The following is a 14,010-nucleotide window of genomic DNA, read 5'->3' as shown; positions in this document are numbered from 1 at the left end:
CGGTCATTCGGCGTTCAGCCGGTCGCGCTCCACGGCCTCGTAGAGGGCCCTGATGTTGGAGCTGCCGAATCCGCGGGAGCCGCGTCGCTGGATGAGTTCGAAGAAGAGGGTGTTGCGCTCGTAGGGCGAGCGGCTGAACAGCTGGAGCAGATAGCCCCATTCGTCCCGGTCGGCGAGAACGTGGGCGGCCCGCAGAGCATCGATCTCCGAGTGCAGCCCATCGTGCCGTTCGAGGAGCATGTCGTAGTAACTGGCAGGCGTGTTCAGGAACTCCACGCCCCGGCCACGGAATGCGTGCACGGTGGGCACGATGTCGTCGACGAGGAACGCCAGGTGCTGGACGCCCGGGCCCGCGTTGCGTTCCAGGTAGGCGTCGAGCTGTCCGGACCCCAGGCGGGGGTCCGGTGCGACGAGGGTGAAGGTGACACGGCCCGACGCGCTGCGGACGACGATGGAGTCCATGGCCTGTCCTCCGACGTCCACGTACTCCGAGGAGTAGCGGGAGAACCCGAAGGCGTCCCGGTAGAGGTCGGCGTACTCCTCCACGGTGCCGCCCTCCAGGCAGACGGCGACGTGGTCGAGCAGACGGATGGGGTCGGGGCGGGACTGCCGTGTGCCCGGGGTGGGCTCGGATATCCAGGGACGGTCGTCGGGCAGGACCGAACCGGCGTTTTCGGCTGCGGGCAGCAGGGTGTGGCAGACGTCCCCGAATCCCGAGACCACCGTGCGGCTTCCCGTTCCCGACGTGACGATCCTCGCCCCGGCCGCCGCTGCCGCGTCCCGGGTACGTACGAGGTCGTCGCAGCGCAGGGCGATGTCCGCGACGCCGTCGCCATGGGCGTCCAGGAACTTCCAGGTCGCCGGGCCCGAGGAGACGACAATGCGTACGTCTCCCTGCCGCAGGAACACCGAGCTTCGTTCGGGCTCCGTGGACCTGGCCACCTGACGGAAACCCATCGCCGCCTGGAAATAGTCGACGGTGTCCTGTTCATCGCTGGTGAGCAGTTCGACATAGGCGATGTCGCGCACTGTCATGGTGAGGACCCTCTCGAAAGCAGAATGGCCAGGAGCGGCCCGCCCGAGCAGCGGTCATTCCTGTGCCGTGAAATCAATCGGAGCGGCTTCGTCCCTCATGCTCGGCGGATCGGACCGACGGTCGACAGTAAGATACGGCGCGCTTCCGGGTCTCAATTGACCGAAGAATGGGATCGCTCAAGAGGAATACCCGACCACTATCTCGGGAGTGGCGCCGTTAATCAACGGCGTGGGCGGCCGGCAAATCCCGGCCGGCCGCCGGCGCTCGGCGCGCACTGCCCCGTCGACTCACTCCTCCAGTTCCTGCGGCAAAAGCGCTCCATTTCCTGGCGCACCGGTGCGCGAGTCGCGCGATGAGGGCGCCAGTGCGGTGGCACCGCGGCGATGAGCCGGGACCGATGAGTTCCGCCGCCCGCAGCCGGGCCCGGCGGCGTCCAGGGGGCACATCCGGCCGTCCCGGCCGCGTCTGGCGTTCAACCGCGGCCGGCCCTCACTTGAACGACGCGCAGCGCGGCCACCGCCTTGGACCACGGTCTTCCGTCCGGGTCCCGCTCCGGTCTCGGGAGGTCGGCCCCCACGTGGGGGGTGGCGGCGTCGGTGGTGGGGACCGGGCGAGTGTCCCCGTGCCGTAAGAAAACCTCCCGTAGGACCGACGCGCCGAATTTCTTCCCGTTCGGGGCCGGGTCGAGCCGCCGATGTCAGGCGACTGAGCTCAGCCCTCGACCCAGCCTTGCTTCTTGACGAACGCCGTCAGCTCTCGCCTTATCTCGACAATCTGAGCAGCCGTCAGCGATGATGTGCGGAGCAGGAGTTCAGTCAGTTCCACGGTGAACTCGTCCTCGCGCACGACGTCGTCGATAACGCTCTCTCCCGCCGAGTTCCGTGCCACCGGAGCAGGTAATTCGGCCCCCTCGGCCAGCCGTACCGAGGACGCTTTCGGCCCCCTGTCACCGACGTCGACATCGAATTCAACGGCGAGGCCGGACCTCAGGCAGGCCTCGGGAATGAGGGGTCGTTGACGTGCAGAAAGGCGTCCTCCTCACCGCTGTCCGGGGCGATGAACCCATAGCCTCGAGCACCGTCGAAACCTCACCACACGACCGGCGACCACACCAGCCTCCGAGAGTCGTCTCCGTAGGCCCCGACAGCGGAGCGCACTGATCCCGTCACTCTCCCGCGGCGGGACGGCGGGCCGACTGCACCTTCTCGTCGAGGTTCTGGGCGAACTCCAGCCACGTCTCCGCGTACTGCCGGGCGAGGTTCACCACCAGCGCGCCGCAGTGCGGTGGGACCGCGGCGGTGAGTTCTAAGTGCTGGCGCATCCCGATGGCGTTCTGATGCAGCAGGCGCAGCAGGTTCCTGCCCTCCTCCTTGTGCCGCAGGGAGGGGTCGCGCAGCAGCTTCTCCAGCACGGCGATGGGATCGGCGTCGAGCAGTTCCTCCTTGCGCTCGCCGCGCAGCCTTCGCACCCGCGTGGGTACGTCGGTCGCCTTGCCCCCCTGCGCCGGCTGCTCGCCGGAGACCACCGGGGGCTCGCCGGCCCGCAGGCGCCTGCGGACGTCGCTGACCGTCGCCGGGGAGATCCCCGCCAGCCGCGCGATCTCCCGCAGGGAGGCGTCCGGTCGCTCGGCGATCAGTTCCGCCGCCCGTCTGCGTCCTTCATCACTGCTGAGCGGGCGGACCTTGCCGTCCCTGCCGACCCTGGCGTGCAGCTGCACCACCCCGCCGGCCTGGCGGCGGATGCCGGCCACCATCTTGGCACCCAGGCCAGCGGCACGTGCGATGGCCCGATCGGACAGGTGCGGGTGCGAGGCGACGATCTTGGCCGCGGCGGCCCGACGGTCGGCCTGCGACAGGGGAAGACCATGCGTCACGTTCGCCTGCACCGCATGCAGGAACGCATCCTCGGTGCTGCCCTCGAAAAATTCGACACTGATCATCTGGTCGCCTCGAAGGAAGGCGGCCATCAGACGATGCATTCCGTCGATCACCCGCAAGGTGCGGCGGTCGACGAGAATGGGCGGAAGAGCGTCTTCGATTTCGGCGAGGCGAGCGACGTGTTCCGTGTCCGGCCCTTCGGACCGGGGCGAAATACCGGGCAATAGAGTCGATATGGGTACAGACTCGGGACTTGGCCGCTCCTGGGGCGGCGGCGATCCGGACTCCGATGTTCCGGATCCATCGCCACCGGTGCCCGTGCTGTGGGCATCGGTGGCCGATGGAGGGTTGACGACAGCGTGAAGGACTCTGGCTGGGACTGGCTGATGCAATCTACTCACCCCGTTGGTTGACTGCCCAAGACCTGACACTCGCAGGATCTCAGGGCAGGGGAATTTCACCTCACCGCCGGGCCACGCCGTCCCGACCATCGGCAGTAAGCACTGGGTCGGCCGTGAGGATCAGACGAAACAAAGGGTTCCGGTCACATTGCGCTTGAGTAGGAAACTACTCATGATGCAGGTCAAAGCGCCAAGAATCGACCCGGCGACTACCCTCTCCGGGCCTGACGCCCGGGATCACCAGCACCTTTCACCGAGATCATCGCCCCCGCCCCGCTCCACAATGTTTCCGGTTGGTTACCAGCAATGATCATGCGTACCGCATGTCATTGTCGAGCCCTCAAGCCTCGATCAGCGAAATCCTTACGGATCCATACCAATTCTTGAGGAGCCCTTTCCGCTTGGACAGTGGCGCTCCGTGCCGCCGGCAGTCTTTTGGACCGACGATCCAGATTTCACGGTGGGCCCGTCCGAATCTCACAGGTTTTGAACAGGTACTTTCCCTCGTCCCGCACGGCGGACGTGACCGGCCGCCAGTCCCCTCCCTGCCAGCGGTACACCTCGTACGCCAGGGAACGAGTGAGGCTGCTGACGATGTCCGGCTCGCATCGGCCCCGGCGGACCGGTTCCCCGGGGCCGATGCGCAGCAGCAGGGCCGGCCGGTCGCGCAGCAGCGTGACGAAGGCGTCCAACAACAGACCTGGTTGGGCTTTCCGGACGTCGGCCTTGATGAAGTCGACCTTGGGCAGTTCCGCCCGCGCGCACACGGCGTCCACCCCGTCCGTGGACCGGTGCACGACAACGTCGGCTCCGCCCAGCATCGAGGCCAACGTCGCAGCCCGGGCGGGCCGGTCCGGCGAATCGAGACAGTGCACCTGGCCGCCGGCGCCGACGAGCACCGACAGCGCCCCCGTGCAGATGTCGCAGGCACTACCCACGACCAGGCAGACGGCCCCCGGGCGCACCACCCCGACCAGCCCCGCGGCCTCGGGGTGCATCAGGTTCCACCATGCCGCCGCCCACGGCGCGACGGCGGACTGCGGAGCGGAGTGCCGATGCAGCGGCCGCCCCTGGGAGAGGGCGCGCCGTAGCAGTCGGCCCCGGTCACGCTCGCCGCGGATCACGGCCGCCCGACCGGCGGTCTGTCGGTCGTACGACGGGCTGGGTTTCGCTGGGGTGCCACGCCACATCAATCCTTCCGGTCCGTCCAGCCCTGCCGCGGTGTTCCCGACCGACGGGGTCTGACGGTACGAGGCCAGGACCGGCTGTTGGCCCGGCGCGTCCACATCGGATCATCCCACTGCCCGTGGTCCGGTGTCGTTTCATCCCGTCGACGTACGCCCATGGGCCGAGACCCTCACTGAATGCGCCACCCCTGGGAGTGGAGCGCGTCCTCCAGGGCAGGTGCGACGCGCTGGTCGACGCTCAGCCGGACGACGCCGGTGAGCCGACCCGTGGAGTGTTCCAGATGGATGTCCTCGATATTGACGCCGGATCGGTCGGCGTCGGCGAACAGCCGGGCCAGCTGGCCGGGTTGGTCGCCCACGACCACTCCGAGCGTCCGGTAGCGGGCGGGCCGGATGCCGTGCTTGCCGGCGATGCGCCGACGGCCCGACCTGCCCTCGCGCAGCAGGGCGTCGACGCACTGTCGGCCGGCTTCGCGTTTGGCCTCGTCCGTGGCCGCCATGGCGCGCAGGGCGGCCACAGCGTCCCCCAGGTCGGAGCCCAGCTCTTCCAAGATGTCGGCGACGACACCCGCGTTGGCCGAGAGGATGTCGACCCATAGGTCCGGGTCACCGCCCGCGATCCGGGTGAGGTCCCGGACGCCCGGCCCGGCGAGGCTCACCGCCCGTTCCCCCGCCTTCGCAAGGCGTTGGGCGACCAACGCCGCCACGACGTGCGGGGCGTGGGAGACGAGGCCGACCGCGCGGTCGTGCTCGGCGGCCGCCATCACGACGGGGGTGCCCCCGCAGGTCGCCACCAGCTCCAGGGCGGTGTTGAGCGTCTCCGTACCGGTGTCCGGCGTCGGTGTGAGCACCCAGGTGCAGCCTTCGAACAGGTCGGCGCGGGCGGCTGTGGGTCCGCTGACCTCTCCGCCGGCCATGGGATGACCGCCGATGTAGCGGGCGGTGTCGCAGCCGAGCACGACGACGTCCTCCCGCGGCTCCGCCTTGACGCTCGCCACGTCGGTGTAGTGGTGGGCGGTCCCGGCCGCCTGGGCGTCGGCCAGGACGCTGCCGACCAGGGCGGGAGGCACCGCCAGCACGGCCAGGTCGACAGCCGCGGCCGGGGCCTCCACGGTCCCTGCGCCCAGGGAGGCGGCGATGCCGGCCGCCTCGGGGTCCGCGTCCCGCAGGTGCACCGCCACGCCCCGGGCGCTGAGCGCGAGCGCGACGGATGTTCCGATGAGTCCGGTGCCGACCACAACTGCGGAGCGCATGACAGCTACTTCCTTCTCCGGCGGTCCGGGCCGGTGTCAAAGGCGGCGGGCGGGATCAACCGGCGGTCAGCCGGTGGTGGTTCCCCGCTTTCCGCGGGGCCAGGACCTGTACGGCATCGCCGCCGGACCCGCCCCGCTGGCGGAGTTCGATGGAGAGGGCGCCGCTCAGGCGGGGAGGGCGTGCGGCGGCGATGTCATCGACCAGGAAGGACAGCTGCCGCACGCCGGGCCTGTCATCGTCCCCCGCGTGCGAGGTGGACTCCCCTGTCAGAGGGCGCGGTTGATGCCGGAAGAGGGTGAGGGTCGTGCCGCCGTCGGCGTTGTCCAGGAGGACGGCTGACGGTTCCTGCGCAGCCCCGGACGCGTTTCCCGGCCGCTGCCGGACGAACCCCAGGGCGTCCACGTAGAGGGGGAGGTAGGCCTCCGGATCCGGCCCGTCGACCGCGATGCTCACCCGGTCCAGCCGCCAGTTCTCTTCAGTCGACGGCCCGAGGTCCTGGGGCAGTTCGACCCAGCGGTGGCCCGCCGGCAACAGGTTCGCGGTCCGCGTGGCCGGCAGCAGGGTGTGGGTGAGGCCACCGGGCCCGGACAGGATCGGGTTGCCGCGTGTGGAACCGGTCAGGCCGGCGCCGGCCCGTACGGCCCGCTGCGTCGTCGCCGTGACATCGGCACAGAGCAGGGCGATGTCCGCGACGCCCTCCCCGTGCGTGTCCAGGAACTTCCAGGTCGCGGGACCCGAAGTGATGACGAGGTGGGCGGCGCCCTGCCGAAGCAGCAGGGAACTGCGGTCCGGCGCCACCGAGTCCGCCACGCAGGTGAAGCCCAGCGAGACGAAGGAGTGGGCGGTCTGCTGCTTGTCCTTGGCGTACAGCTCGACGTAGGCGATGTCGCGCGCTGCCATGCCTGTCCTTCCTGCGAGCGGTGGGGCGGAGGCCGGCGGGCCGGGCGCTCCGGGGGGTCGGCTGTTCAACTGTGGCCGTGCGGCACTTGAACGGGCGGCACGAGAGCGGGCTGGGGCACCCCGGCCGCGACGTCGGTGTCCTCGGTCGCCTGCTCGGCGAACTGGGTGCGGTACAGGTCGGCGTACAGCCCGCCCTGGCTGATCAGCTCCGCGTGGGTTCCGCGCTCACGGATTCGGCCGGCCTCGACCACGAGGATCTGATCGGCCTCGCGGATGGTGGACAGGCGGTGGGCTATCACGAGTGACGTACGGCCGGCCAGCGCGGTCTTCAGAGCTCGCTGGATGGCGGCCTCCGACTCGGAGTCGAGATGGGCGGTGGCCTCGTCGAGGACGACGACGGCCGGTGCCTTCAGCAGCAGCCGGGCGAGGGCGATGCGCTGCTTCTCCCCGCCGGACAGCCGGTACCCCCGGTCGCCGACCACGGTGTCGAGGCCGTCGGGGAGCGCCTGGACGGTGTCCCAGATCAGGGCCGCCCGGCACGCCTCCGTCAGGTCCTTCTCGTCGGCGTCGGGCCGGGCGTAGAGCAGGTTGGCGCGCAGTGTGTCGTGGAAGAGGTGCGCGTCCTGGGTGACCACGCCGACGGTGTCCCGCAGCGACTGGAGGGTCAGGTCGCGGATGTCGTGGCCGCCGATGCGCACCCGGCCCTCGTTGGGGTCGTAGAGGCGCGGCACCAGGTGGGTGAGGGTGGTCTTGCCCGCTCCTGACGGGCCGACCAGGGCGGTGAGCTTGCCGGCAGGAGCGCGGAAGGTCAGTCCGTCCAGGGTGAGGCCGTTGTCAGCGCGTTCCGGCCTGCGCAGCGCGATGGTCTCCAGGGAGGCGAGGGAGACCTCGTTCGCGACGGGATACCGGAAGGAGACGTGGTCGAACTCGATGTCGGGCGCGGAATCGGCGGCGGGCAGCGCGTGCGCCGTGGGGCTTTGGCTGACGATGGGCTTCAGATCCAGCACCTCGAACACCCGGTCGAAGCTGACCAGGGCGATCATCGCGGTCGACTGCATGGTCGTCAGCTGGTTGATCGGCCCGTACAGCCGAAGCAGCAGCGTCACCATGGCCACCAGGGTGCCGATCTCCAGCGTCCCGTCGATGGCGAGGACGCCTCCGAGGCCGTAGACGAGAGCCGTGGTCATGGCGGCGAGGACGCCGACGATGATGAACAGGAGCCGTCCCCACACCACGCCGACCGCGGCGACGTCCCGCACCCGGGCGGCCTTGCCCGCGAACATCGCCTTCTCGTCCGTCGAGCGACCGTAGAGCTTGGCGAGCATCGCCCCGGAGACGTTGAAGCGCTCGTTCATCATCGAGCTCATCTCGGCGTCGAGCTGCATCGTCTCCCGGGTGAGCCGTTGCAGGCGGCGGGCGATGAGCCGAACCGGCACGAGGAAGAGCGGAATCATCACCAGCGCGGCGACGGTGATCTGCCACGACAGGTAGAACATCGCACCGAGCACGAGGACCAGCGTCAGGAGCGTGGAGACCGACTGGGACAGCAAGGTGGTGACCGCTTGCCGGGCACCGATGACGTCGGCGTTGAGCCGGCTGACCAGCGCACCGGTCTGTGCCCGGGTGAAGAAGGCCAGGGGCTGCTCCTGCACATGGGCGAAGACCTGGGTGCGCAGCTCGTAGACGATGCCCTCGCCGACCCGGCCCGAGCACCAGCTCTGGACGTACACCGCCGCGCCGTCGACCACCGCCAGTCCGGCGACCGCCAGGCACAGCCCCACCACGACCGAGCGGTCCCCCGGCTCGATGCCGTCGTCGATGATCATTTTCAATATCAGCGGGGTGGCGACCGCGGCGCCCGCGTTGACGACCGTGGTCAGCACCAGCAGCAGCAGCGACCAGCGGAACTTCTTCGTATACGGGATGATCCGGCGCACCATGCCCGGTCTGACCCGTTGCCGGGTGATCGACTCATCGTCCAGCCGCAGCCCTGCCGGGCCCAGGGCCGGGCCTCCGCCACCCATCATCGACACGGACATCCGCCTCGCTTCTCATGCAGCCGCGCATGGCGCGCCGCCGCGTGCTCAGTACTTGTCGAAGAACTCGATGACGGCCGCGTTGACCTCGGACGGGCGTTCCAGGTAGCCCAGGTGGCCGCAGTCCGGTATCTCCACGAAGTCGCAGCCGGGGATGGCGTCGGCCACCTCGGCGACCAGGTGGGGCGGGCAGATCAGGTCGTCGGCGAACGCGATGGCCCGGCACGGCACGGTGATGCCGCCCAGCGCCTCCCGGCGGTCGCCGAGCCGCTCGACGACCGCCGCCTGCCCCGCGGCGGTGTTCCCGCCTCCGGCCAGCTCGAAGAGTTCCAGCATCGGGCCGACGGCGGCGTCGTCGTTGAGCGTCGCCGGCGAGAACATCTCGGCGACCGTCTTGACCGCCTCGTAGTCGGCGGGCAACCGCACCCCGCTCTCCCGCAGCGCCTTGTCCGCGGCGAGCTGGGCCCGCCGGAAGGTGTCCGACCGGGCCCTGCTGGCGATCAGCACCGCCGAACGGACCAGTTCGGGCGCGGCGAGCGCCAGCTCCTGGGCGACCATGGAGCCCAACGAGGTTCCCACAAGGTGGCAGGGTCCCAGCTCGAGCCGCTCGATGAGGCCCTTGGTGTCGGCCACCAGGTCGGCGAGCGCGTAGTCGCCCCCAGGCGCGTCGGACGGGGGAACGCCCCGGTTGTCGAAGGCGACCGTCTCATACCCGGCACGATTCAGGGCCGGTGTCTGGTGCAGGGTCCACACCCGGCCCGAGGCCGAGGACCCCATGATCAGCAGGACGGGCACACCGCTCCCCGACCGCTGGTAGGAGAGCCGGATGCCGTTGGTGCTCACGAATGGCATGACGAGCCCCTTCTCGTAGGGGGCGACACACCCGCCCCGCGCGGCGCGGGAGCGGTCCCGGGTGGCCGCTTCGCCGGTGACCTCGTTCCAGCTGTGCTTCCAGGACGGACTGTGGTGCGGGGCTCGCCCCTGCTGCGCCGCGGCTCACGATGGCATCGCAGCGCTGCGGCGATCAAGCGTCGCCGACCGCGGACACCTGCCCCGCGGTGTCCAACCGCCGCGGGGCCGCAGTTGAGCACACGCCTGGCGACGTCCTTCCGTCCATGTGAAGGGGTGGGCGTGGGGGCCGATTCCGTGCGATCAAGCTGCCCTCCTCACCGAACGCGCCACGTGATCACCCTCGCGGCGTGCGCCCAGCGTGTGTCCCGGCCGGTCGCTCTGCCCTGCTCCACGCGGAGGAGTCCCAGGTCGCAGCGTCCCCACCGCGGTCGGTTGTACCGCAGGTGCGGGCGCAAGGACGGGAGCAGGGGCAGCAGTTGGATGCGTGGTGTCCGCGGCCGGCGGCCGACGCCACGCATGGCCGGTGGACGTACGCGGTGGTAGCACATCGACGCCTGGGTGAGCACGCAGCTCGCCGCCGGCCGCGGGCGCACCACCGCTCACCACGCGGTGGCCATGCCGCGAGGCGCCGTGAACCACGCGATGCGGACGTGGCGGCTGCGCTACAACCCGGCCAAGCACTCCGTACCCGCCGAACCCCGCGCCGCCGTACGCCTCTGCTGGACCCCCGATGAGGCCGCGGCGTCCCTGCGGCCCTCAGCGAACCCAAGACCGAAGCCGGCCGCGCCACAGCGGTATCACCGGGACTCCTCCTGCATGCGCATCGGTCGCAGCGCGGGCCTGGCCTTCTTCGGGCCTGCGGTCTGATCGGCAGGCCAGGCGGCGGGCCCGGCCGGGGTCGGCATCTCGGACAGGGTCGGCATCGGCAGGTTCACTCCGAGGTCGCCGCGCAGTCGGCCCACCCGTCGCGTGACCAGCAGCGAGTGACCGCCGAGAACGGTGTCTTCCGCAGCACCCGATCCGCGCCCGTGAGCCCGTAGTCGGCCTGCGTCCACGCCGACCGGTTCACGATCCCGCGTGCGGTGCCGGCGCGGGTGGGCGTCACAGGGTTTCGGGCCCTGCGATCAACTGCCGTACCGCCGGTTCGAGTTCGGTGTGCAGGGCAGTGATCTCGCCGGCCAGGAAGCGGTCGCGCATCGCGGCGCGCTGGATCTTGCCACTGGTGGTGCGGTCGACGCTGCCGCGCCGCACCAGCAGGACGTTGCGGACCGGCGCGCCGGTGGCGACGGTGAGGCGGCGGATGACGGCCGCCGCCGCGGCGCGCAGTTCCTCGGCCGATACGGTCGGGCTGACCTCGTGCACCATCACGATCCGCTCGTCGGGGGCCTGGACGCCGAAGGCGGCGCCGACGAACCGCTCCAGCGCGGGGTGGGCGGCGCGCGCCTCGTGTTCGAGGTCGTGCGGGTAGAAGTTGCGGCCGTGGACGATCATCACCTCCTTGAGCCGACCGGTGATGAACAGCTCGCCGTCCACCAGGGCACCCAGGTCGCCGGTGCGCAGCCAGCCGGGTTCGGCGTCGTCGGCGCCGGCGGGGCGGGCCTGGAAGACACGGGCGGTGAGGTCGGGTTTGCCCCAGTAGCCGTGGCCGACGCTGTCGCCGCGCAGCCAGATCTCGCCGACCTCGCCGGCGGACAAGGGGCGCAGGGTGGCGGGGTCGACGATCAGGGCGTCAAAGGCCTCGGGGCTTCCGACGCCGGTGATCTCCTTGCCGCGGCCGTCACGGGCGCGAACCAGCGCGGGGTGGTCCGCGTCAGCGAGGCGCTGGGCGTCGGCGACCAGGACGGTCGGCTCGCGCGTGATGGGGGTGCCGCTGGCGTAGACGGTGACCTCGGCCATGCCGTAGCCGGCCGCGACGGCTTCGGGACGCAGGCCGATCTGCGCGAATCGCTTGGTGAACGCGGCGATGGTGGGGGCATGGATCGGCTCGGAACCGTTGATCAGGAAGCGCAGCGCTGACAGGTCGAGCCCTTCGAGGTGTTCGTCCTTGATGAGGCGCAGCGCGATGCCGTACGCGAAGTTGGGGGCGGAGGTGGCGGTGGTCCGGAGTTCGCTCATCATCCGGAACCACTCGACGGGCCTGCGGGCGAACACCGTCGGCGGCATCAGGACCGATGTCGCGCCGCAGAAGAGTGCGCCGCTGAGCTGAACGAAGAGACCGAAGTCGTGGTGCAGCGGCATCCAGCTGCCGAACGAGTCGTCGCCGTTCAGGCCCACGACGGAGTACTGGGCCGCGAGGTTCGCCAGGACGTTCCCGTGAGCGAGCATCACGCCCTTCGGGGTGCCGGTGGAGCCGGAGCTGTACTGGAGGACGGCGAGCGAGTCATGGTCGGCGTGGCGGCCTCGGAGCGCGGCGGGGGGCACCTCACCGGCCGGCACAGGGGCGGCGGCCCGGACGGGGACGCGACCCAGGCCTTGCGCGTGGAAGCGCTCGGCGAGCGTGTCGAGGTCCCCGGCGTCGGCGAACACCAGTCCCGGAGTGCAGTCCGCGGCGATCGCGGCGACGCGCTGGGCGGCGCTGCTGGAGCCGGTCGCCGGCGGGGCGGGCACGGCGGTGACACCGGCCAGCAGGCAGGCGAGGTAGAGCTCGACGAACTCGGTGCCGGTGGACAGCGCGATGAGGACGCGCTCGCCGGGAGCCAGTTGCTGCGCCAGGTCGGCGGCGCGCAGGCCGGCCCGGCGGGCGAGTTCGGCGTAGCTGAGGCTTTCGTGCGCGGCCTCGGCGGAGTCGCGGTAGATGGTGATCGCGGTCTTGTCGGGGTGTTGGGCGACGCGCGCGGCGAACGCGTCGCCGAGGTTCCGGTAGCCGGTCAGCTCGAAGGCCATTGCTTCCCCTTGGGCTTGGCGCTGCGTCGCTCCGGGCGGCGCGCGGACATGCACGGCGGCGCGCGCCGCGCGGCTGAGTGGTGTCGTTCTCGACTGTCGCGATCAGGCGGTCCGGCCGCGGATCTGCCCGCGGTCCCCTCGATCCGGTACAGGCTTCCTGACGTCCTGACATCCGGCCTCGCCGAACTCCGTCGGTTCCTGGCGGCGCGGACCACTATGCCCCAGCCGCCAGGAATGGTGCGGGCGTTCAACCCGGTGCCGGTGATCAGCACGGGTGTTCAACCATCGCCGTGCGTCAGTTGGACGAGGGCCGGCGGAGGTGCATGCCGCGCCCCCGGCACGGGGGTTTGCCGGGAGCGCGGCGGTCTCACACTAGGCGACGGGGCGGAGCCCATGTGTCCTTCCATCGGACGACTGCAGGGCCGTGGCCTCCGTCGCGGGGATGCGGGCGCGGAAGCGGTCTGCCGACCGGTTGGGCGATCACCGGAGCGAGCCTCGGAGCAATCCGCGGCAGCAAACACGGCGTTCGGGGACCGACCGCGGCTCGTGCCGCATCACCCCTGACGCTCGATCCGCAGCAGCAGCAGGTTGTCGGAGGTCATGCCGGGGACGGCGAGTTCACACGGTCCGGTGCGTCCGACGACGGGCGGGCCGATGACGATGTCGTGCCTGTCCGGTGAGGCAGCCGAACGACTCCCTTTGTCCTGAGCACCGTTCAACCGCCGCGCGACCACCGTTGAACACACGTGCCGGGGACTGCGGGTGACCCGCGGCCAGGGCTCTGGTCGACCGCAAAGGCGTCGAGGCCCCGAAGTCCCTTCAGGCCGACGGCAGATCGGCCACCAGGCCGGCCAGGTGAACGGTCAGAGCCGCAACCGTGTCGACGTCCCACACCAGGGTCGGCTCCACGGTCACACCCCACGTGTCCTCGATGTCCCCGCACAGCGCGAAGGCGTACACCGACTCCAACCCGTACTCGGCGAGCGAGACACCCGGATCGATCTCCTCCACCGGCGTCTCCAGGTAATAGGACACCCGCTCCATCAACCACCGCTCGATGTCCACACCCGACACCCGCACATCCACTGTCCGATCAGTCATCGAAGTCCCTCTCTCAGCCGGTATATGATGAAATCTCAGTTCATAGTCAACGGCCCCTGGATGCGTGGGACCTCGAGATGGAGCAGCGCCTGCTCGAACCGGCACTTCGCGCCGTACGGGCCAGAACTCCGCCAACAGAAGAAGCGCTACTCCTTCGTCGCCTCGATCAGGCTCCTGGACGGGACTCCACCGACAAGCCGTGTCAGGCCACCCGCACCGGCCCCCAGGCGCCCAAGGGACCCAGTTTCACCATGCCGCCTCGCTTCACTATGGTGCAGGCCCGCACGACTGATCAATCCTTGACGCTCACCACGGCCACCGTTCAACTGCGGTGACGCGCCGGTTGAACGACGCCGAACATGCGCCCCGATCCATGGGCACGGCCGACGCTCCCGGCAGGCGGCCGAACCGAACCGGTGCGTCCAACTGTGGCGCCCCGCAGGTGGAACAACTCGACGCCCAACCTCCCAACCACCAAGGAGA

Annotated in this window: 13 protein-coding genes; 2 read left to right on the top strand and 11 right to left on the bottom strand. The window is 70.2% G+C overall.

All coding sequences use genetic code 11. The annotated features are described in order from the left end of the window. Positions 1-3: 3 nt before the first annotated feature. The 3 genes from hppD to AB5J54_RS33550 form a co-directional block, all read right to left on the bottom strand. Complete coding sequence (gene hppD / locus AB5J54_RS33560) at positions 4-1,035, bottom strand: 4-hydroxyphenylpyruvate dioxygenase (RefSeq protein ID WP_369147679.1); 1,032 nt, start codon at positions 1,033-1,035, stop codon at positions 4-6. Positions 1,036-1,747: 712 nt separating this feature from the next. Then, positions 1,748-1,882 carry a hypothetical protein gene (locus AB5J54_RS33555; protein WP_369147678.1) on the bottom strand — a complete coding sequence of 45 codons (135 nt, stop codon included), beginning with the start codon at positions 1,880-1,882 and terminating at the stop codon, positions 1,748-1,750. Positions 1,883-2,201: 319 nt separating this feature from the next. Beyond that, the gene (locus tag AB5J54_RS33550) at positions 2,202-2,909 is read right to left on the bottom strand and encodes a helix-turn-helix domain-containing protein (protein WP_369147677.1); all 708 of its coding nucleotides are present in this window, start codon (positions 2,907-2,909) and stop codon (positions 2,202-2,204) included. Positions 2,910-2,924: 15 nt separating this feature from the next. On the opposite strand from AB5J54_RS33550, the gene AB5J54_RS33545 reads away from it, so the two are divergent. Beyond that, positions 2,925-3,140: a hypothetical protein gene (locus AB5J54_RS33545; protein WP_369147676.1), complete on the top strand. Its 216-nt coding sequence runs from the start codon at positions 2,925-2,927 to the stop codon at positions 3,138-3,140. A gap of 629 nt (positions 3,141-3,769) precedes the next feature. Here AB5J54_RS33545 and AB5J54_RS33540 read toward each other — a convergent pair. From AB5J54_RS33540 to AB5J54_RS33520, 5 genes are all read right to left on the bottom strand, one after another. Continuing rightward, a complete protein-coding gene (locus AB5J54_RS33540) occupies positions 3,770-4,312 on the bottom strand; it encodes a hypothetical protein (protein WP_369147675.1) in 543 nt (180 codons plus the stop codon). A 359-nt stretch (positions 4,313-4,671) separates the two neighbouring features. Further along, a complete protein-coding gene (locus tag AB5J54_RS33535; RefSeq protein WP_369147674.1) occupies positions 4,672-5,754 on the bottom strand; it encodes a prephenate dehydrogenase in 1,083 nt (360 codons plus the stop codon). Positions 5,755-5,809: 55 nt separating this feature from the next. Further along, positions 5,810-6,655, bottom strand: a complete 846-nt coding sequence (locus AB5J54_RS33530; RefSeq protein ID WP_369147673.1) for a 4-hydroxyphenylpyruvate dioxygenase — start codon at positions 6,653-6,655, stop codon at positions 5,810-5,812. 65 nt (positions 6,656-6,720) lie between these two features. Further along, positions 6,721-8,694, bottom strand: a complete 1,974-nt coding sequence (locus tag AB5J54_RS33525; RefSeq protein WP_369147672.1) for an ABC transporter ATP-binding protein — start codon at positions 8,692-8,694, stop codon at positions 6,721-6,723. Between the two features lie 45 nt (positions 8,695-8,739). Continuing rightward, positions 8,740-9,543 carry an alpha/beta fold hydrolase gene (locus AB5J54_RS33520; protein WP_369147671.1) on the bottom strand — a complete coding sequence of 268 codons (804 nt, stop codon included), beginning with the start codon at positions 9,541-9,543 and terminating at the stop codon, positions 8,740-8,742. A gap of 558 nt (positions 9,544-10,101) precedes the next feature. Here AB5J54_RS33520 and AB5J54_RS33515 point away from each other — a divergent pair. After that, a complete protein-coding gene (locus AB5J54_RS33515; RefSeq protein ID WP_369149632.1) occupies positions 10,102-10,410 on the top strand; it encodes a hypothetical protein in 309 nt (102 codons plus the stop codon). Here the strand turns inward: AB5J54_RS33515 and AB5J54_RS33510 are convergent. From AB5J54_RS33510 to AB5J54_RS33500, 3 genes are all read right to left on the bottom strand, one after another. Next, complete coding sequence (locus AB5J54_RS33510; protein ID WP_369147670.1) at positions 10,341-10,598, bottom strand: phosphopantetheine-binding protein; 258 nt, start codon at positions 10,596-10,598, stop codon at positions 10,341-10,343. The two genes, AB5J54_RS33515 and AB5J54_RS33510, sit on opposite strands and share 70 nt — an antisense overlap. 46 nt (positions 10,599-10,644) lie before the next feature. Then, positions 10,645-12,426: a fatty acyl-AMP ligase gene (locus AB5J54_RS33505; RefSeq protein ID WP_369147669.1), complete on the bottom strand. Its 1,782-nt coding sequence runs from the start codon at positions 12,424-12,426 to the stop codon at positions 10,645-10,647. 819 nt (positions 12,427-13,245) lie between these two features. Continuing rightward, positions 13,246-13,527 (bottom strand): acyl carrier protein, encoded by a 282-nt coding sequence (locus AB5J54_RS33500; RefSeq protein WP_369147668.1) that lies wholly within the window; start codon positions 13,525-13,527, stop codon positions 13,246-13,248. Positions 13,528-14,010: the final 483 nt, after the last annotated feature.

Source organism: Streptomyces sp. R44 (genome assembly GCF_041053105.1).
Lineage (GTDB): Bacteria > Actinomycetota > Actinomycetes > Streptomycetales > Streptomycetaceae > Streptomyces.
The sequence above is the reverse complement of the archived record's forward strand: the minus strand, read 5'-3'. Positions and strand labels throughout refer to the sequence as shown.

Coding starts and splice junctions, on each gene's coding strand:
- hppD (WP_369147679.1), bottom strand. CDS start 1,035: ATGACAGTGCGCGACATCGCCTATGTCGAACTGCTCACCAGCGATGAA.
- AB5J54_RS33545 (WP_369147676.1), top strand. CDS start 2,925: ATGCAGGAACGCATCCTCGGTGCTGCCCTCGAAAAATTCGACACTGAT.
- AB5J54_RS33540 (WP_369147675.1), bottom strand. CDS start 4,312: ATGCACCCCGAGGCCGCGGGGCTGGTCGGGGTGGTGCGCCCGGGGGCC.
- AB5J54_RS33535 (WP_369147674.1), bottom strand. CDS start 5,754: ATGCGCTCCGCAGTTGTGGTCGGCACCGGACTCATCGGAACATCCGTC.
- AB5J54_RS33530 (WP_369147673.1), bottom strand. CDS start 6,655: ATGGCAGCGCGCGACATCGCCTACGTCGAGCTGTACGCCAAGGACAAG.
- AB5J54_RS33525 (WP_369147672.1), bottom strand. CDS start 8,694: ATGTCCGTGTCGATGATGGGTGGCGGAGGCCCGGCCCTGGGCCCGGCA.
- AB5J54_RS33520 (WP_369147671.1), bottom strand. CDS start 9,543: ATGCCATTCGTGAGCACCAACGGCATCCGGCTCTCCTACCAGCGGTCG.
- AB5J54_RS33505 (WP_369147669.1), bottom strand. CDS start 12,426: ATGGCCTTCGAGCTGACCGGCTACCGGAACCTCGGCGACGCGTTCGCC.
- AB5J54_RS33500 (WP_369147668.1), bottom strand. CDS start 13,527: ATGACTGATCGGACAGTGGATGTGCGGGTGTCGGGTGTGGACATCGAG.